This window comes from Macrococcus bovicus, from assembly GCF_004359575.1.
GTDB lineage: Bacteria > Bacillota > Bacilli > Staphylococcales > Staphylococcaceae > Macrococcus > Macrococcus bovicus.
Map to the genome: position 1 here is coordinate 18,783 of NZ_SCWF01000011.1, position 19,066 is coordinate 37,848.

18 protein-coding genes, 1 tRNA gene, 1 pseudogene and 1 riboswitch are annotated in these 19,066 nt (G+C 44.8%); of the genes and pseudogenes, 4 read left to right on the forward strand and 16 right to left on the reverse strand.

From position 1 onward, the window contains the following. Positions 1 to 73: 73 nt before the first annotated feature. The 5 genes from ERX55_RS09115 to ERX55_RS09135 all read right to left on the reverse strand — a co-directional run bounded on the left by ERX55_RS09115 (position 74) and on the right by ERX55_RS09135 (position 2,825). Positions 74 to 466, reverse strand: coding sequence for a hypothetical protein (locus ERX55_RS09115; protein WP_133452266.1), 393 nt, complete (start codon positions 464 to 466; stop codon positions 74 to 76). Continuing rightward, positions 456 to 857 (reverse strand): NUDIX hydrolase, encoded by a 402-nt coding sequence (locus tag ERX55_RS09120; RefSeq protein WP_133452267.1) that lies wholly within the window; start codon positions 855 to 857, stop codon positions 456 to 458. Before ERX55_RS09120 ends, ERX55_RS09115 begins: the two co-directional genes overlap by 11 nt. 70 nt (positions 858 to 927) lie before the next feature. Next, positions 928 to 998 (reverse strand) — tRNA-Thr (locus ERX55_RS09125). Positions 999 to 1,056: 58 nt separating this feature from the next. Then, positions 1,057 to 1,533 carry a peptide-methionine (S)-S-oxide reductase gene (locus ERX55_RS09130; RefSeq protein ID WP_133452323.1) on the reverse strand — a complete coding sequence of 159 codons (477 nt, stop codon included), beginning with the start codon at positions 1,531 to 1,533 and terminating at the stop codon, positions 1,057 to 1,059. A 152-nt stretch (positions 1,534 to 1,685) separates the two neighbouring features. Then, complete coding sequence (locus ERX55_RS09135; protein WP_133452268.1) at positions 1,686 to 2,825, reverse strand: 5-methyltetrahydropteroyltriglutamate--homocysteine S-methyltransferase; 1,140 nt, start codon at positions 2,823 to 2,825, stop codon at positions 1,686 to 1,688. 500 nt (positions 2,826 to 3,325) lie between these two features. Further along, a riboswitch (SAM riboswitch) is annotated at positions 3,326 to 3,421 on the forward strand. Positions 3,422 to 3,488: 67 nt separating this feature from the next. On the opposite strand from ERX55_RS09135, the gene ERX55_RS09140 reads away from it, so the two are divergent. Beyond that, positions 3,489 to 4,763 carry an O-acetylhomoserine aminocarboxypropyltransferase/cysteine synthase family protein gene (locus tag ERX55_RS09140; protein WP_133452269.1) on the forward strand — a complete coding sequence of 425 codons (1,275 nt, stop codon included), beginning with the start codon at positions 3,489 to 3,491 and terminating at the stop codon, positions 4,761 to 4,763. Then, positions 4,764 to 5,618, forward strand: coding sequence for a homoserine O-acetyltransferase/O-succinyltransferase family protein (locus ERX55_RS09145; protein ID WP_133452270.1), 855 nt, complete (start codon positions 4,764 to 4,766; stop codon positions 5,616 to 5,618). A 53-nt stretch (positions 5,619 to 5,671) separates the two neighbouring features. On the opposite strand, the gene ERX55_RS09150 is transcribed toward ERX55_RS09145, so the two are convergent. Beyond that, the gene (locus tag ERX55_RS09150; RefSeq protein ID WP_133452271.1) at positions 5,672 to 6,880 is read right to left on the reverse strand and encodes an NADH:flavin oxidoreductase/NADH oxidase family protein; all 1,209 of its coding nucleotides are present in this window, start codon (positions 6,878 to 6,880) and stop codon (positions 5,672 to 5,674) included. An 86-nt stretch (positions 6,881 to 6,966) separates the two neighbouring features. Next, complete coding sequence (locus ERX55_RS09155; protein ID WP_133452272.1) at positions 6,967 to 8,811, reverse strand: M30 family zinc metallopeptidase; 1,845 nt, start codon at positions 8,809 to 8,811, stop codon at positions 6,967 to 6,969. A gap of 305 nt (positions 8,812 to 9,116) precedes the next feature. Between ERX55_RS09155 and ERX55_RS09160 the strand changes: the two genes are divergently transcribed. Further along, complete coding sequence (locus tag ERX55_RS09160) at positions 9,117 to 9,470, forward strand: DUF2200 domain-containing protein (protein WP_133452273.1); 354 nt, start codon at positions 9,117 to 9,119, stop codon at positions 9,468 to 9,470. Positions 9,471 to 9,504: 34 nt separating this feature from the next. On the opposite strand, the gene ERX55_RS09165 is transcribed toward ERX55_RS09160, so the two are convergent. The 8 genes and pseudogenes from ERX55_RS09165 to ERX55_RS09200 form a co-directional block, all read right to left on the reverse strand. Beyond that, positions 9,505 to 9,936 carry a hypothetical protein gene (locus tag ERX55_RS09165; protein ID WP_133452274.1) on the reverse strand — a complete coding sequence of 144 codons (432 nt, stop codon included), beginning with the start codon at positions 9,934 to 9,936 and terminating at the stop codon, positions 9,505 to 9,507. After that, positions 9,914 to 10,963 (reverse strand): S66 family peptidase, encoded by a 1,050-nt coding sequence (locus tag ERX55_RS09170; protein WP_133452275.1) that lies wholly within the window; start codon positions 10,961 to 10,963, stop codon positions 9,914 to 9,916. The genes ERX55_RS09165 and ERX55_RS09170 overlap by 23 nt, the downstream gene beginning before the upstream one ends. Positions 10,964 to 11,079: 116 nt before the next feature. Further along, positions 11,080 to 11,151 carry a hypothetical protein gene (locus ERX55_RS11690; RefSeq protein ID WP_133452324.1) on the reverse strand — a complete coding sequence of 24 codons (72 nt, stop codon included), beginning with the start codon at positions 11,149 to 11,151 and terminating at the stop codon, positions 11,080 to 11,082. After that, positions 11,136 to 11,978, reverse strand: coding sequence for an IS3 family transposase (locus ERX55_RS09180; RefSeq protein WP_133452276.1), 843 nt, complete (start codon positions 11,976 to 11,978; stop codon positions 11,136 to 11,138). Before ERX55_RS09180 ends, ERX55_RS11690 begins: the two co-directional genes overlap by 16 nt. Beyond that, on the reverse strand, positions 11,933 to 12,373 hold the full coding sequence (locus ERX55_RS09185; RefSeq protein ID WP_133452277.1) for a transposase: 441 nt from the start codon (positions 12,371 to 12,373) through the stop codon (positions 11,933 to 11,935). Before ERX55_RS09185 ends, ERX55_RS09180 begins: the two co-directional genes overlap by 46 nt. Before the next feature lie 176 nt (positions 12,374 to 12,549). Further along, positions 12,550 to 14,931 carry a heavy metal translocating P-type ATPase gene (locus ERX55_RS09190; RefSeq protein WP_133452278.1) on the reverse strand — a complete coding sequence of 794 codons (2,382 nt, stop codon included), beginning with the start codon at positions 14,929 to 14,931 and terminating at the stop codon, positions 12,550 to 12,552. Positions 14,932 to 14,940: 9 nt separating this feature from the next. Continuing rightward, entirely contained in the window at positions 14,941 to 15,240 is a 300-nt protein-coding gene (locus tag ERX55_RS09195) for a metal-sensing transcriptional repressor (protein WP_133452279.1), read from the reverse strand. Between the two features lie 326 nt (positions 15,241 to 15,566). Further along, positions 15,567 to 16,697 (reverse strand): annotated as a pseudogene (locus tag ERX55_RS09200) (SulP family inorganic anion transporter); the annotation flags it as partial. A gap of 145 nt (positions 16,698 to 16,842) precedes the next feature. On the opposite strand from ERX55_RS09200, the gene brnQ reads away from it, so the two are divergent. Beyond that, positions 16,843 to 18,183, forward strand: a complete 1,341-nt coding sequence (gene brnQ, locus ERX55_RS09205; protein WP_133452281.1) for a branched-chain amino acid transport system II carrier protein — start codon at positions 16,843 to 16,845, stop codon at positions 18,181 to 18,183. Between the two features lie 194 nt (positions 18,184 to 18,377). On the opposite strand, the gene ERX55_RS09210 is transcribed toward brnQ, so the two are convergent. Next, the gene (locus ERX55_RS09210) at positions 18,378 to 19,040 is read right to left on the reverse strand and encodes a YjjG family noncanonical pyrimidine nucleotidase (RefSeq protein ID WP_133452282.1); all 663 of its coding nucleotides are present in this window, start codon (positions 19,038 to 19,040) and stop codon (positions 18,378 to 18,380) included. Between the last annotated feature and the right edge of the window lie 26 nt (positions 19,041 to 19,066).

The following is a 19,066-nucleotide window of genomic DNA, read 5'->3' on the forward strand; positions in this document are numbered from 1 at the left end:
ACTGGCATGATGCATTGTGTCATATTACGCGTATCGTCCCGCTAATCCCTTTTGCGAGACGTTACTCAGCGGATCATCCCCTTATTTCATCCAATTTATTTTGCACCCATTCATAATGCGTCTCAGGAATCATATCAAAATCCGGATGCTCCCGATTCTGCAGAAAATCAGACAAATCATCACGACTAGTGAAGTCCATCAGTTCAAGAGCACGCCATTCATGAAAATAAGCGAGATGAAAAGCATCATCCAGATACGGCAGGCAGTGCATATAGACACCAGCTGATGCCCGGTGCAGCTCAACATCATCTTTTACAATCGCATAACGGGACAAAGCATCAGCAAGTCGCCTTTCGTCTATATCATATTCAAAGAAATAATTGATGATGGCTTCTGCATCCTTTATCTCTACTAATTCTTTCAGCTCATCCGGCAGTTGCGACAGTAAGATTCTCTCACTTTGCATAGGACAATTCCCCCGTGTTCAACTGCTCAATAAGCACCAGCACTGCCGGCGCAATCTGTTCATGGTGCCGGAGGTCGAAGTAACGGACTTCAGTGATCTCATTATTTTTAGAGACGTCGCTTAATTTCCCGTCATATGTAAAACATTCCAATGAAACCACGGCATCCTGTGGATAAGCGGGCCCTTCCACCCGCCCCAGATAACGGACGAGAGACTTATCCAATACGACATTCAGCTCCTCATAAGTCTCGCGGATCGCTGCATCAATCGGCTCTTCGTCCACTTCTATCTTGCCGCCAGGTAAATAATATTTTTCGAGTTCTCTTACTTTAACAAGCAACAGTCGATCGTCTTCTATATAAACAAGTGCTGCACAGTTGATATCAGCCATTTCTCTTCACCCTTTCACTTATATTATAGCAATAAAAAAACCGAAGTCTTAGACAGACTTCGGTGTATAATGCCTCCACCCAGAATCGAACTGAGGATTCATCATTACCATTGATACGTTATGCCACTTAACTATGGAGGCGAAACTATCTTCTAGTCTAATGAATTTCCGCGCGAATTTCAAGTTCCTTTTTCAAGTTTTAATCTTTCCGGTATCGATTCATCAGTTCAGGCGGGATATGGCAGTAATCCTGCGGGAATTTAGCCAGATGATCCTGATGTTCTTCGGCACTCGGAATATAGTGGGTGAGCGGCTTCACCTCAACTGCAATCCGCTCCCGGTCCGGACGACTCTGAATATAGCGTGCAGCCAGAGAGAGATGGGCAGGATCTTCGCTGTAGACACCCGTCCGGTACTTCTCTCCCACATCTTCCCCCTGCCGGTTGACGCTATACGGATCGATGATCATGAAGAGGTGGTCAACCAGCGAAGTCACACTGATCTTGTCAGGATCAAATGTCGTCTTCACACATTCCGCATAGCCGTCATACGGTCCTTCAAGTGCCGAACTTGTTCCGTTCGCTCTTCCCGCTTCTGTACAGATGACGCCTGGAATCGTCTTGACGAAGGCCTGCACGCCCCACAAACAGCCGCCTGCCAGATAAAGTGTCTCCATCATGATAACCTCCTTTATTTCCTTTAAGGGTAACATATTTTTCACGGCGACAGTCTCCTCAAATGATGGACAAAGTCGAATAGACATGAAAAATGACACCTTGCGAGGTGTCATTTGTCTGAATAGCAGGAAGACAGAGAAATCGCATGTCCTTATCTGCCCGCAAAATACTCTTCAGCAATCTCTTTCACCCATTTGAGCTTCGCCCACTGTTCATCTTCAGTGAGCAGATTGCCTTCCTCTGTAGAAGCAAAGCCGCACTGCGGGCTGATACTCAGACGTTCAGCAGGGATATATTTCGCTGCTTCATCGATACGTTTTTTGACTGCTTCCTTCTCTTCAAGAGCCGGAAACTTCGAAGTAATCAGACCGAGCACCACATGCTTATCACCGCTGACTTTCTCCAGCGGCTCAAATCCCCCTGCGCGCTCCGTATCATATTCCAGATAGTAAGCATCGACATCTTCCCGGCCGAACAGTTCATCTGCCACTCTTGTGTACGGCCCTTCACTTGCCCAGTCTGACTGGTAATTGCCTCGGCAGACATGCGTGTTGATGATCAGGTCATCAGGTGCCTGATGGATGACGCGGTTATTAATCTCAAGCAGCTCTGCCTTCAGCTCATCCAGTGGGATGGTCGAACCGTTCCCTTCCCCGTGAATCTTGCGTGCCGTCTCTTCTGACAGATGGATACCCCAAGAACAGTCATCCAGCTGCAGGACCTTAAGCCCTTCACTGTACAGGTCATCAATGACTTGTTTATACGTGCTGACAATATCATCTATTACAGCTGCCCTGGAGGAATATACCGCTTCCACTGATTCCTTGACGCCAGGACGTGTCAGCTCAACAAGCAGCTGAGCAGGTGCAGGGATGGTCTGTCTGACCGTCAGATGACCAGGCGCGTGATCCCGTACAAACTTGAAATGTTCGACAAACGGGTGATGATCACCGGAGATTCTGTCTACAAACTTAATACTGTCTTTTCTGGTCTCAACATGACGGAACTGATAACCTTGGTCCAGTAACTGGCGCTCAATTCCGTTAAAGCCGAAGAAGAAATCAAGGTGCCAGTAGCTTCTTCTGAATTCACCATCCGTCACAGTCGTATAGCCGAGTGCTTCAATCTTATCAATCAGCTTGATGATCTCCTGGTCCTCTACTGCTGTCAGTTCCGCTTGAGAGATTTCTCCACGTTCGAACTGAGCGCGTGCTTCTTTCAGAATCTCCGGGCGTAGAAAACTGCCTACATAATCAAATTTCGGTTGTGTCACTGTTTTATTTACTGTCATCTATAATTCCTCCCCTGTTTTGAGTCAGTTGTCTTCTTTTGGCTTCAGTTGTCGCATAAAGGGTCAACATGTCATATTCCATAGCACACTAAAAAACCCCACACTCCTTTACTTGTTAGTAAAGGGTGAGGGGTCTGCCCACGGTACCACCTTTATTCGTCCAGCCATCACTGACTGCACCTCAGCAAGTACACAGATGTATACTTTGACGTTGATAACGAGCGCCAACCCTCGGACATCACCTACTCATTCACATTTTCAGCTTGCAGCAAAGAGGCCATTTTTCATCACAGTTCTTTTGCTTCATTTCACCACCAGAAGCTCGCTGTCGAAAAGATGCTGTCATTACTTTTTCTCTTTTTCGCTTTCAAAATATTAAATTATCGTCAGTATATAGAGCAGATTTTTATTTGTCAATATTTTTAGAAAATTTAATATTGTCAAAAAAAATAGTTTGACATGAGGGTTCGAGCTGATTATGATTAGGATTAATTAAATATCACTTATCCAGAGTGGTGGAGGGGCTGGCCCTATGAAACCCGGCAACCTTTTCAGTAAGGTGCTAATTCCAGCAGGTATATCCTGAGAGATGAGTCTGTGCGTATGCACTTATCCCCCTCTGGATAAGTGTATTTTATTTTATCTTTAAGGAGGATCATCACTATGACTCAATACCACTTCGAGACACTTCAGCTTCATGCAGGACTGCCTGACAAGAACGATGCCAACGCCAGAGCTTTGCCGATCTATCAGACCACTTCTTTTACGTTTGATGATACGACGCATGCTGCCAATCTGTTCGGCCTGAAAGAAGCCGGCAATATTTACAGCCGTCTGACGAATCCGACCACTGCTGCCTTCGAAGCGCGTGTAGCAGTCCTTGAAGGGGGGACAGCAGGCCTTGCCGTCGCATCAGGTATGGCAGCCATCAGCTATGCCCTGCAGGCCCTGGCAGAACAGGGAGACCATATCGTTGCAGCAAAGAGCCTGTACGGCGGGACACACACGTTACTGACTCATACATTCCGTAAGTACGGGATTGCAGTCACTCTCGTTGACACGGAGGACCTCACGGCTGTCAGAGAAGCCATCCGGCCGAATACGAAGGCACTCTTCATCGAGACCATCGGCAACCCTGAAGGTAATATAGCAGATATCGGGGTGCTCGCTTCCCTGGCAGATGAATACGAGATTCCCCTTGTCGTCGATAATACCTTCGCCTCGCCTTATCTATGTCAGCCGCTCAGACACGGCGCCCACATCGTCGTGCATTCAGCCACCAAGTTCATCGGTGGCCATGGCACGTCCATCGGCGGTGTCATTGTAGAAGGCGGGACCTTCAACTGGGCGAACGGCAAATTCAGAGGCTTGACTGAACCGGATCCTTCATACCATGGCCTGAGATTCTATGAAACATTCGGTGACGTGGCATTCACTGCCAAAATCAGAACGACATTGCTCAGAGATACAGGTGCAGCGCTCTCCCCTTTCAATGCATTCTTACTTGCTCAAGGCCTCGAAACACTGTCCTTACGCGTCGAACGCCATGTGGCTAATGCGGAGAAAGTCGCTCGGTTTCTATATGACCATCCACAGGTGGACTGGGTGGACTATGCAGGCCTTACGGATAGCCCTTATCATCAGCTGAAAGAGAAATATCTGCCGAAAGGGGCCGGCTCAATTTTCACATTCGGCTTGAAAGGGGGTTACGAAGCCGGCCGTCAATTCATTGAAGCCCTTGACCTGTTCTCTCTCCTCGCCAATGTAGGTGATGCCAAGTCACTGATCATTCACCCGGCATCCACTACCCATGCTCAGCTGACGCCTGACGAACAGCTGGCCAGCGGCGTCAGACCTGAGACCATCCGTCTGTCAATCGGCACCGAGCATATTGACGATATCATCCATGACCTTGAAAAAGGGTTCAGTGTGATCTAAATGTCTGTTATCCAGGCAAATGGTCACCCGGAGACTTTGAGTCGCCTGCAGATAGACGGGGCTAAAAACGACACAGCTGCCATCCGGCTCCTGATCATCAATCTGATGCCGGATAAAAAAGCGGCTGAATATCAACTGATGGCGATCCTGCATCAAGTGCCTTATAAAGTCAGCCTTACATTCGCCTATATAAATGCACCAGAGTCCACTAATCCGGCCTATTATACTTGTCAGTCCTATTACGACCGGGCAAGTGACAGCAGCGCTCATGAGTTTGACGGCCTCATCGTGACAGGCGCACCACTTGAACATCTGTCGTTTGAAGCAGTTCACTACAGCAAGGAACTGAGGATGCTGCTGGACCGGTTTCAGGTCATTCCCTATCGTCTCTTCATCTGCTGGGGCGCTCTGTTTGCACTTCATCACTCTTTCAGTGTTCAAAAGAAGGTGCTGCCTACTAAACTGACAGGTGTCTACCGTTATGAGGTCACGGCGCCTCATCCATTGACAGCTGGTCTTGCGCCTTCCTATGTCATTCCGCAGTCCAGACATGCCACTGTTGATGACAAGGACCTGTCCGAACTCATCATTCTGTCGAGACATGACCAGCTGGGTGCCGATCTCATCACCACCCCTGACAGTCGCGACACATTTATGTTAGGTCACCTGGAGTATGAGACTGACACGCTGAAAAAAGAATATATCCGTGATCGTCAGAGATATCCTCATGCAGAGAAACCCAGCCATTATTTCCCGGATGATAACTCTGACCTGCAGCCTGTCAACCAGTGGGCCGGTCATGCTGAACAGTTCTACACCAACTGGCTCAGGCTGATTAAGGACAAAACGTCCTGATACTTTAAAAGGCGCGCAACATCAACGTTGCGCGCCTTTTCGGCTTTATTCAATCAGCGTCTTCTCGGTGAGAGGGCAGCCGGACCGTGACTTTTCACAAGATGGAAAAGCGGTGACCATGCATTGGTATGTTTCTGTGGCGGTAGCCCTTGGCCCAGCCTACTAATCTGCTGTTCATAGTATGTCAGTCCGGCAAAGCCGCCAATGGCTGCGTCAAGCGCCTTAATACCTGTAGACAGCCTTGGTAATACTACTTCACGGTAAGTGCCATTCTTCAGACGGTTCGGCAGGTCCGGTCTTAAAACAAGGGGTCTCGCAAGTCCGATCATGGACACATCTGTTTTTTCAATCGCATCTACCATGCTTTCCTCTTTACGGAAACCACCAATGACGGCAATCGGCATATCCACTTCACGGCTGACTTTCTCAGCATAATCAAGGAAGAAGACTTCACCGTCACTCATCATCTTCGGTTTCTCATAATCGCCACCTGAAATCTCCACTAGATCCATGCCAAGTTCAGCCATTTTCTTGATGACCAGAGTGGACTCCTCTTCAGTGAAGCTATCTTCTTTGAAGTCAGTTGAATTGATTTTCAGGCTGATCGGATAGTCTTCCCCTAATGCTTCACGCATGCCCTGATAGATTTCAACTAAGAAGCGCATCCGGTTGTCAAGAGAGCCTCCATATTCATCTGTCCGGCGGTTATCACGCGGCGACAGGAACTGGCTGACAAGATAGCCATGGGCACCGTGAATCTGCACACCTGTAAATCCGGCTTCCTTAGCGATGGTCGCTGTTGTCACAAAGCGTTGAACTGTCTCTTTTATCTCTTCATTCGTCATCTCACGTGGTGGATTGAAACCACCTGCTGCACTACCGGTAATCGCCACTGCGCTCGGGGCAATGGGTTCTTTTGTCATAGATTTCGGGCTTTGTTTACCCGGATGGTTGATCTGCATCCAGATTTGACTGCCATTCTCTTTACCGGCTTCGGCCCAGCGTTTCAGCATATCAAGATGTCTTGAATCTTCCACCACTACATTACCGGGTTCACCTAAATATCGACTGTCGACCATGACATTGCCTGTCAGAGCTAAGCCGATACCCCCTTGAGCCCAGCGATGATAGACATGTATCAGTTCTTCAGATGGTCCCAGCTCCTTCGTGCCCATCGCTTCACTCATGGCTCCTTTATAGAGACGATTTTTAATGGTCACTCCACTCTTCAGCGTCAATGGTTCAAATAATTGATTGGTCATTAAGAACCCTCCTTTGCTTTCATTGTAATGATTTCATATAATATTTGAAATCAAAAAGCATCATTCCGCAGAATGATGCTCAGTGCCTATTCGCTCACTTTTGTATAACTGATATTCGTGCCTTTATTAGCAGGTGCTTCAAAGCGACTTAAGTCCTCTACCTTAAAGACAACAGATGCCTGCGGTTCTAGTTGCGCTGGAACGTGGTCAGCTACCAATGTATTCAGACGCTGGAACTCCTGCTCATCACCTAGACTGAATTTCCCTTGCGGCTCTTTTTTCAGGAGAGCTACACGGAAGTCCGTCATAAACTGAGCCACTGTTTTATTCGGATCGATATATTGATGAATGACATGCTGCAGTGAATCATGCGTATTGCCGTTATAATTGATCACTTCTTTATAGACTCTATCACCGATCCCTGCCTGCTCATTTAAGTACTGACCGAACAGATAGCTAAGAGAATAATTTGATAAAGTATCGCCTGCGTTCGACCAAATTGTAAGTGAATGGCCATTCTGAATGGATCTCGAATTATTGTAGTAATCAATACGGTCACTGATAGGACCTGAGTAAATATGTTCTGCCGCCATAGAGAACGCTTCATTCAAATAAGTATCCATCGGTTGCCCTTGCTCTAAATACTTCTTATTAAAGTTCACCATATGTTGGAATTCATGTGCAACAGTTGAATAAATCTTAGTGACATCTTTTTTGGTTTTATCTACATATCCCATAGAAGGATAAGTGTCCATATAGAAAATCTCACCTTTATTAGAGCCTGCTACATCCAATAAGTCACGACCACTGAAATAACCACCGACATAACTGCGAGACCGTTCACCAAAACCATCCTTAATATCATATAGAAGAATATTAACCTTACCGTTGCCATCCACATCTGATTCCGTACCGAAATTATTGTGAATAAGCGATGCAATATTCGTGTCAAATTCTTTACCCAGTTTCTCAGCATCTGCTTGCGTTACATTAGAATCCGCCACCCAGACAAGTGCCTTTGTTCCTGCATATTGCAGCTGTGCACGTGTAGATTCCGTCTGGTTAGTAGTCATGTTCACAGTGTTGAACGTCCGTGAGTCACCCACTTCATAATCAGATAAAGAACGTTGCTGAGAACGGCTCAAGCTGACTTCCGATGCTTTTTTATCTGCTGGAGTCAGTTCAATATTCTTATCAATCATTACTGGCTTTTCTTGAGGAATAATCGTATTCATCTCGTTTCTCATCACAACAGATTGAACATCCATGCCTGTACTTTCAGAACCGCGAGTCGTTGAAACCCGTTCATTGTTAACGACCACATAGCCTGGACCTTCCACAGGATTTTCAGATGTCGGCGCTTCGGTTGTCGGCGCTTCCGTTGTCGGCGCTTCGGTTGTCGGCGCTTCTGTTGTCGGCAACTCTGTAGCAGGTGCCCCTTCAAGCGCGATTTTCAGCTTCTTGACATTATCGCCGCTGAATGACTTCGCAGCTTCCGCTACATTGAACTGAATAAAGAGAGAACCATCTGTTTGTTTAAGCTTACGCTGATCAATCGTAAAGACGAACTGGGCAGAAGATTTTCTTTTTACGTTCTTACTCAATGTCTGGACAGTCTTCAGACCATTGTTTTGCACCAGTAATTTCGCATTTAAATAAGAATCTTTGATAATTGAGCGTGAATTGTAATCAAATACCAGTTTAACTTTCCCGTTCTCACTTCGAATGTCTGTCAGTTTCAAGTAATGCTTTTCATAAAGACTATCGCGTAAAGTAATGGTCTGATTGGTTGCAAGCTCTTCATACTCCGCTACTGTCCCCTGCTCTGTCACTGCGAGAGCCGGTTGAGAAAACGGTACCGCTGATGTAAAGCATAACGATGTCACTAAAAGCGCTCGCGCAAATCCTTTATCTAACTTTTTCATAATCATGATCAGCCTCCAGTAAGTAATGATTCAATATTTCAAAATTATTATAAGCATAATATTTATTTAAGTAAACATATTTTATAAATAAACCAATATTTATTAAATATTTCCATATAATAGACAAAAGTTGTTACAAAAGGACTTTTCAATAATATATTTTCCAGTTGACAGCTTGATTTTGAATTGAACACTTTCTATTACTTATTTCTTAAATAATAAAGCTTTAAATTATGCATTTATGAATATTCAATTAGATACTTTAAATGACAAAACAGAGCTATCCATTATAATAAGAATGAGGTGATCAGATGGACCAGCATAGAATTTATAATATGACGTTTTCTTCAATCTATGGCAGTTTACTTAAGAAAGTTGAACGCAAAAATCGGACACAGGCAGAACTGGACGAAATCATTCGTTGGATGACCAATTATAGTCAGGAAGAACTGGATAACTATAAAACGAATGATCGCACGGTGCGTGAATTTTATGACAACGCCCGGCTGAATGAGAACCGCCATCTCATCACAGGTTCCATCTGCGGCGTCAAAATTGCTGAAATTCAGCAGCCGCTGATGAAAGAAATACGGTATATGGACAAACTGGTGGATGAACTCGCAAAAGGTAAAGCCATTGAAAAAATTAAAAGACAACCGAAATAAAAAAATCCGACCTGGTCGGATTTTTAACATCTATTTATTTTTTATAGCCACTATTTAAAAAGGACCTCTCCTTTTCATTTTGCATTTGATCCATCCAATTTGTACAACGATGAATCCACTTTTCACTAAATACCTCTTCAGAGATAATTCGCGTATTTAAATCTGCAATATGATAAAGTCCTTGTTCCTGACACCATTTTATACACGTTAAATATAACTGCATTTCAGCTGTATCTAAATCAGCCTCATATATTTCAGCTATAATCTGTCTTGTTCCATTACCATAAGCAACAAATGCTCTTGTATGCCCATCAATTAAATACGGCTTGTTTCTGTAATAAATAACTGTTACAACTGTTGAAGTTACTGAATTTTCATTTAGCCAATTTGTAACAGCTTCCACTTTTCTTTGATTTAGATAAAGCTGTGTTAATCCTAATTCATCAATTGATAAGGTTACTTTCATTTTTTACCGCCGCCTCTAGTATTTTAAACGTCTGATGGTTGACATCAATTTCTGCCTGAAGTCCATACGGTAAGATGCATTTAGGTTCATTATGTCCGAAACTGCCGTTGTATAAGATAGGTAAATCATGATAACCAAATTCATTCATAATAGTCTGCCAGACCCCCTTGTATTCTTCGTAGTAGACATTATTCTGCGGTTTCCCTACAATGACACCATTTATCTGCTCAAATACGCCTATCGTTGCAAGAGTTCTGAGCTCACTCTCTAGGTCAATCGGCGTGATATATTCCTCAGATGTCTCAACAAAAAATATGGCTCCTTTAAAATCTGTTAGTGTCGGGAAAAGAGAAGTTCCTCTTAAACTCGCCAATGTTTCTAAACAACCACCGATTAAATGCCCCTGCACTTTACCGCTGCCATTCAAAACTTCATAGCCCCCATTTGTAATCATATCACGTGCTTTAAATTGATTTTCAGGCTCCCATTTCAGGCCATACTGTCTGATCTGTTTTGCTGGTGTTATTTCTCCTATCACTTCACTGCTGAACCATGTCTTTCTGATGTAATCTACTGTATATTCGTCCATCGCGATATTTTCAGCGAAATCAGTTAGTAAAGCCGGACCATAGCTACTAGATACTCCTGCTCGATAGAACATGAGATGCTGAATGGTTGAATCAGAATAACCAGAGAATACTTTTGGATTTTTTCTAAGAATGTCAAAATTGATATATGGCAGCAATCTAATTGACTCGTATCCGCCGATCGCGCAGATAATTCCTTTCACTTCTTCATCTTGCAATGCTTGGTGCAAATCCTCTGCCCGCTTTTCAGGGTGCTGGTAAAGGTATTCAATGCCCTTTAATGCATGGGGCATCACTTTCACTCGTAGGCCAAATACTTTCTCCAGCCGCTGAATACCTTGTTCGGTCCGCCACTTGATATTTTCTTCGCCTGCAAGACCACTTGACAATGACACTATAGCTACAGTGTCTCCTCGCTTCAATTTTGCCGGTTTAATCATTGAACCATCCCCTTCACTTGTTTCATTATATTATATAAAAAACGCATGCTAGTTTGTAGTGTGAAGTGACCCCCGAAAGTTAGACTTTTTTGGAATGGAGAAATCCATTCCTTTTTTTATGCAGTTTTCAAACTTAGAGTTCCCTCTCTGAACCCTACCGGGCTCATCCAGTTCAATCTAGATTTAATGCGCTTATTATTGTAATACCATAATAGTTGTGGATTGCTTCTTCCAGCTGCTCATAGCTTTCGTATATTTTTCCATGGAACATTTCCTGCTTCAGGACACTGAAAAAGCTCTCCATAGGAGAATTGTCTAGACAGTTGCCCTTGCGTGACATACTTTGAAATATTCTGTTATCACTGAGTTTGCGTGTATATGCGCCCATCTGATAGGCCCAGCCCTGGTCACTATGAAAGGTCCTCCTGAATTCACATGCATCAGTAACTGCGATTGCCTCAGAAAGAGCTGACAGGACGGCTTCGGAATTGAGTCTTCCGGATATACGGTATGAGATGATTTCTCTGTTAAACAGATCCATGAAAGGATCGAGGTAAAGCTTGCCGATACAAACTTTACCGTTTTCATTCAGATAATGGTATTTGAACTCTGATGTATCAGTCGTTATCTTTTGATAGGGGATACCTGTATCAAACCGGCGGTTTACTAGATTATCAGCGATACGTCCAATCATCCCCTTATAAGAAGAATATCTTCTGCTTTTTCTTGTGAATGAGATGGATTTCAGCTTGAATTTACGCATGATTCTTTGAACTTTCTTATGGTTAATCAGGTGGCCTCTCCCTCTCAGCTCGCCTGTAATCCTCCTGTACCCATAGTTCCCGTCATTCTCCTCGAAAATCTTTTTGATCTCATCCTCTATCTCCTGGTCTTCATTTTCTTTATCAAACTGTTTCTGCCAGTACATATATGTCGCCTTCGGAAAATTAAGTGCTTCAAGGATAACCTTTAATCTGAATTCTTTTCTGAGTTCCTTAATGACCCGTGATTCGATTTTAGAAGTCGGCTCGGTATATTTATCCCTGAAGCTTTCAACTTTTTTATGTAGGCCAGCTCGGCTCTAAGGAGTTCATTCTCGTATTCAAGGTTTTTGACATAGTCAGTTTTGCGCTTATCAACTTTCTTTGGTTTCTTCATCGATGGACGTCCTTTCCTCTTTTCAGTCAATCCATCTATACCATGCCTGTGAAAAGCAATTCTCCAGGCAGCGATAAGAGACGGATTATTGATGCGGAATTTGGCGGAGGTGATGGTCAGTGAAGCATCGTTTTCCCTCATCCATCTCAGTATAGCAATTTTATCTTCTAAACTATATTTCGTTCTTGTTTTTTTATGTTCCAGTCCTTCTATGCCGGAGGCACAGTAAGCCAGATGCCATTTTCGAACCATTGCATGTCCAATTGCATGGCGTTCACCAACTGTCTTCTATCCTCCCGGACCATTGATATATTCATTTACTACTTTCATCTTGAATTCCAGATCATATTTAGCCAAATAAAAGCACCCCAAACGTCAGATTTTAGGTCTAACTTTTGGGGTGCAGTACAGTTCAGCATGCGTTTTTATTACTTGATCTTTATGGTTTTCAGTCTTAGTGCATTGGTGACAACGCTGACTGAAGATAGGGCCATGGCAGCCCCTGCAATCCACGGCGCCAAGAGGCCTAGTGCTGCTACCGGAATACCGAGAATGTTATAGCCAAATGCAAATCCTAAGTTCTGCTTGATGTTACGGATGGTCGCATGGCTGATTTTGATGGCTTGTGGGATGAGTGTCAGTTCACCGCCGAGTATGGTCACATCTGCCGCTTCTATCGCCACTTCTGTACCTGTACCGATGGCGATACCGATATCAGCGACTGCAAGAGCCGGCGCATCATTGACACCATCACCGACCATCGCGACTTTTCTTCCTGCTGCCTGCAGCTGTCTGATCTTCTCTGCCTTCTCACTTGGAAGTACCTGCGCAATGACTTCGTCAATGCCGACAGTTTGCGCAATGGCTCTCGCTGTCCGCTCGTTATCACCTGTCAGCATAATGACATCAATACCCATCTCCTGCATCTCATGAATTGCAGCTGTAGCTGTTGCTTTCACTGTATCCTGCACTGCGACGATGCCTCTGATCTGTTCATCCACCGCAATCAGCATAGCTGTCTTGCCCTGTGCTTCATAACGAGCCATCTCATCGACTACATTTGACACATCAATATGCTGATCTGTCATCAGCTTGCGGTTACCAATCAGAATACGCCGTCCTTCAATCTGTGTGCTGATACCGTGACCTGGTATTGCTTCAAACTGTTCTATCTCTTTTAAAGTGAGCTGCTGTTCCCTTGCATAATCGACGATGGCTGTGGCCAGTGGGTGTTCAGATGCTTTTTCACTGGATGCGAGATACTGAAGCGTCTCAGCGTCACCCGTGAAGTCAGTCACTTCCGGTCTCCCTTTCGTCACCGTACCCGTCTTATCTAAGACAATCGTATCAATCGCATGTGTCCGCTCTAAATGTTCGCCACCTTTAAAGAGAATCCCTTGTTCAGCTGCACGGCCTGTACCGACCATAATCGAAGTCGGTGTCGCCAGTCCAAGCGCACATGGACAGGCAATCACAAGGACCGCAATCGCTGCGACCAGCGCCGGTTCAAACGCACCTGGTGTCACAAAGAGTATCCAGATCAGAAAGGTCAAGGCGGCGATACCGATGACAATCGGCACGAAATAGCCTGAAATCACATCTGCCAGCCGCTGAATCGGTGCTTTAGAGCCTTGCGCCTGTTCAACGACTTTGACGATAGACTGAAGCGCTGTATCCCGTCCGACTTTCGTCGCGCGCATGGTGATATGTCCATTCTTGTTAAGCGTCGCGCCGATCACCGCATCCTCCGCCGTTTTCTCAACAGGGATGGATTCCCCTGTCAGCATCGACTCATCAATTGCTGTATGACCCTTTATGATGATACCGTCAACGGGTATCTTCTCACCAGGTTTGACGACTAGCATGTCTCCCGCTTTCACTTCTTCGACCGGCATCATCACTTCTTCATGATTGCAGATAACTCTCGCTTCCTTTGCCTGCAGACTCAGCAGTGAAGAGAGCGCACGGGTTGTCTGTGATTTAGCACGTGCTTCCAGGTACTTGCCGAACAGAATCAGTGTAATGAGCACCGCACTCGTCTCGAAATAGAGATGCGGCTGATAGTCCGGATGTCCGATTGTCTTCACTGCCTCATACAGACTATAGAAAAAAGCAGCGCTGGTACCGAGTGCGACGAGCACATCCATGTTCGCACCGCCGCTTCTTAAGTTCTTATAGGCACCCACATAAAACTGCCAGCCGATGATGAACTGCACGGGTAGTGCTAGCATGAACTGAAACCACGGATTCATCATGATATGCGGTAGATGAATGCCAAAAATATGCGTCAGCATCGTCAGAAAGAGCGGTAATGATAACAGTGCTGATAGCAGCAGTTTGTATTTTTTCTTCTTCAGTGCCTCTTCTTTGGCATCCACTTTTTCGGCATCATCTGATTTGACTTTGGCGTCATAACCGAGCTTCTGAATGCGTTCAATGATTGCGGTGTCGTCCATATTACCCGGATAATATTCCACAACTGCGCTTTCAGTAGTCAGGTTGACTGTCGCCGCTTTAATGTCCGGCCGCTTATTCAGCACTTTCTCAATGCGGCTGGAGCAAGCGGCACAGGTCATGCCCATGACATCGAACTCACTTTGTGTCGCCTTGACATGATAGCCCAGCTTCTCGATTCTTGCGCTCAGGTCATCCACAGTTACTTTGTCACTGTCATAAACAATCGCCGCCTGTTCAGTGGTTAAATTGACTTTGGCATCCACACCGTCCATCTTATTAAGCACCTTCTCAATACGTGTTGAACACGCTGCACAGGTCATGCCTTCAATAGGTAAGGTCAGCTGTTGCATCATTATCTGCACCTACTTTCCGAATTGTCGTAATACTTTCATCAGTTCATCGATGGATGCTTCGCCTTCACCTTTACGAATGGCATCCGCCACACAATGATTCATATGACGCTCCGTCACTGAGAAGCCGACTTGTTTAAGTGCCGACTCAATAGCACTGATCTGAATCAGAATATCGACACAGTAGCGGTCCTCTTCAATCATCTTCTGGATGCCACGGACTTGCCCTTCTATACGCTTCAGCCGTTTCAGCATCTTTTCTTTCTCTTCTGTATTCCTCGGCGTCACAGTATGATTATGTTCTTCAGACATCTGGACACTCCTTTCATACGATCGGGGGGTATAAATTCCGCCCAAAAAATATAAGATAGAACTTATCTACAGTTCCATCTTATACCCCCCTGTGGTATATGTCAAATTACATGAATTGATCCGTTGCTTCATCGTATAGCCTGGATATTTGAAATTAAAAACAGCGATATACCTGATAAAACTCAGCGTATATCGCTATTTTTCTTTATATAATTTACTGATCAGAAGAGTATTGCACAGGGTAAAGTCCTGCAAACCACTTTTGCGGGACGTTACGGGGCCTCGGTTTACTACATATGAAACGCAGTATGTTCTTTTCCCTTCAACAACAGATTCAGCACACTGCCGACAATCACACCTGCTGCCAGATTATGTGTCAGCAGAACAAGAATGATGGTCACCATTATCACCAGGACATCTTTTTTTGGCGCCCGCTTCATCAACCGGAACGTCTTGAATTCAAATGTACTGAAAGCAACGACCACCATTATACCCGCTAATATCGCCATAGGTATCTGAACAAGAAAATCACCCAGTACCATAATCATAAACATCAGGAAGACACCTGCTGTTAAGGAAGATAGTCTCGATGTTCCGCCTGACTTCAAGTTCATCACAGACTGTCCGATCATTGCGCAGCCGCCGATACCCCCAAAAAAACCTGAAATAATGTTAGCAATACCTTGCCCACCTGCCTCACGGTTTTTATCGCTGTCTGAATCAAGTGTTTCATCAACGATTCGAGCAGTAAGCAGACTTTCTATTAAGCCAACCACCGCCATGGAAAGAGAATATGGCAGAATGATTCGCAGCGTCTCCATATTAAAAGGTACATCTGGCACCAAGAAATGAGGGAGCGTGCGTTTAATGTCCCCTAAATCGCCAACTGTTCGCACATCAGCACCTGTCATAATAGAAACAGTGGTCAACAGAACGACTGCGATTAACGGTGCAGGTATTCTTGTGAAAAACTTTGGAACGAAGTAGACAATCAAAATGGTCACTGCAGTGAAAAGATAAGTCTCACGTGATAAACCAAATATATGCTGCAGCTGCGAATGGAAAATCAGGATGGCGAGAGAATCCACAAACCCGATCATCACTGTATTCGGGATATAATTCATCAGACGGCCCACTTTCAGCAGACTTAAGATAATCTGGATCATGCCCATTAGAACGGTCGCTGCAAACAGATAGTGCACACCATGATCACGTACGAGGGGAAAGACGAGTAAAGCAATTGCACCGGCAGCAGCAGATATCATAGCAGGTCTCCCGCCTGTAAATGCAATGGTCAGCGCAATCACAAATGAAGCATATAAGCCAACCATGGGATCCACACCTGCAATCACCGAAAAGGCAATCACTTCAGGAATAAGGGCGAGTGAGACTACGATGCCCGCTAATATATTGGCTCCCGGACGTGTAAGCCATTCTTTTTTTATCGAATTATTCATTGTAACCTCCGTTAAAATATCAGCTTAGAGTATAGCATATCAATAGTCGTTAAGTTGTCAGAAAATAAAAAGAGCCTCCCTAGTTAATCGCACTTTAAAGTGTTATAATGCTAGAGGTTTTAAAATCAATAAAAAGGAAATGACTATGAAAAAACAATTAAGTATCGGTTTTATGTTATTCGCCATGTTCTTCGGCGCAGGGAATCTTATCTTCCCACCGAAGCTTGGTCTGGAAAGCGGGCATTTCTTCTGGCCTGTTATGATAGGATTCGTCCTGACAGGTGTGGGCCTCCCTTTAGTCGGTGTTATCGTCGGTGCGCTCGATAAGCGGGGCTATGAAGGTGCACTGAATGAGATCAGTCCGCTTTATTCTATCTTACTGCTCTCTACTATATATATCGTCATCGGTCCTCTGTTCTCTATTCCAAGAACCGGGACAACAGCGTATGAACTGACTGTTGGTTCAGCGATTCAAGATCCAGGCGCAGTCGGTCTGGCGCTCTTTTCACTCGTCTACTTCGCCCTCGTGACTTATATTTCGCTCAACCCGACTAAACTCGTTGACCGCATCGGCTCATTGCTGACCCCTATCCTGCTCCTTATCATCACAGCGATTGTCATCAGAGGCTTCTTTCTGTTAGGACAGGCGCCGCAGACTGCAGGGAATCAGGAGATGTTCCCTACACTACCTGCCAGTTTCTCAAACGGTTTATCTGAAGGTTATCTGACGATGGATGCACTGGGGGCTATCACTTTTTCTATACTGATCGTCAACAGTATCAAGCTGAGTGGTATCTGTGATAAAAAGCAGCTCTTCAAGTCTGTTACACTGGCTGCCCTATCAGCAGGTGCGTTACTGGCCCTTGTCTATATCTCTCTTGCATTCATCGGCAACCATGTGAACTTAAGCACAGCTCAAATGGCAGATATCACGAAGAATGATAAGAATCTAGGCGTCTATCTTCTGACGCATATCTCACAGCTCGGCTACGGTAGCTTCGGCCGTATTTTACTGGGACTTGCTGTCACCATTGCCTGTCTGACAACAGCCACTGGATTGATTGTTGCAGTCAGCACGTATTTCCATTCTATTGTGCCGAAGATACCTTACAAAACGTTCGTCTATAGCTTCTCGTTCATCAGTTTTATCTTGTCGAACTTAGGACTAAACCAGGTGATCAGAATGTCAGTGCCGGTCCTCTCTCTGATCTATCCTGTAGCAATCACGACGATGCTGCTGATATTACTTGCCGCCATCATACCGATGAAGCCTTTTGTGCAACGCGTAACCGTCGTCTGTATGATCATCTTTTCTATCGTCGACATGATGCACCGTCATCACTTATTATCTATAGCAGGACTCGATAAATTACCTTTCTACAGTATTTCACTGGAATGGCTCCCTATTGCGCTGTCTATTATCATTATCAGCTATCTGATGAGTTTAATGACCAGACAGGCACCGATCAAGTATCAGAATGACTGATCATCATTTAACTCATACACCGCCCTGTGATGATGTTCCGGTAAATGATGAACATCCGCCACATATGAAATATATCGTCATATTGACAAAGAAGCACATCGAAAATCGATGTGCTTCTTTTTGTGCAACAATACTTAACTGCTGATTGCTTTCCAGCTCTTTGACCCACGTAATGTCACTTCATTCACCTCATCTTATTTTATGATGTCTGTCAGCTCCATCAGATGGCTGATTGAATAGGTAGAATCTACTTTCTCACGCCCAATATAACAGCTATCTATGCCCGCTGCTTGAGCGCCCGCGATATCCGATGTGATGGAATCTCCTATCATCAGTACTTCTTCTGGTCTGGCGTTCACTTGCTTCAGTGCATAGGCAAAGAATTCAGGCTGCGGTTTTGAATAGCCGATTTCCTCGGAAATGAAATGATGACTGAAATAAGAATAAATCCCTGCCTCTTTCATCCGCTTCATCTGCGTGGCATACACCCCATTAGTCGCTGATGACAATATAACTGGTTTGTCCTTAAGGTACGCCAGTATTTCTATGGCACCCGGTAATAACTGATGGCTATCATTGATGGCGGTCCTGAAGATCTGTTCCTTTAAGGCCCCGTCCACTGTGATAGTCTGCAGCTGAAAGAATTCACTGAATCGCCTTGTCAGCACTTCATCTTTCTTTATTTCACCGCGTTCAAGCGCCTGCCAGAGCTTTTTGTTGATAGACTGATACTGCTGGAAGCGTTCAGCAGTCACCGCCAGCCCTTCAGATTCAATCACTTGTGTAATAGCAATGTGTTCACCCGCCGCAAAATCCAGCAAGGTATGGTCTAAGTCGAAAAAAATATGTTTATACATGCGTCTCTCTCATTTCGATTTACTTC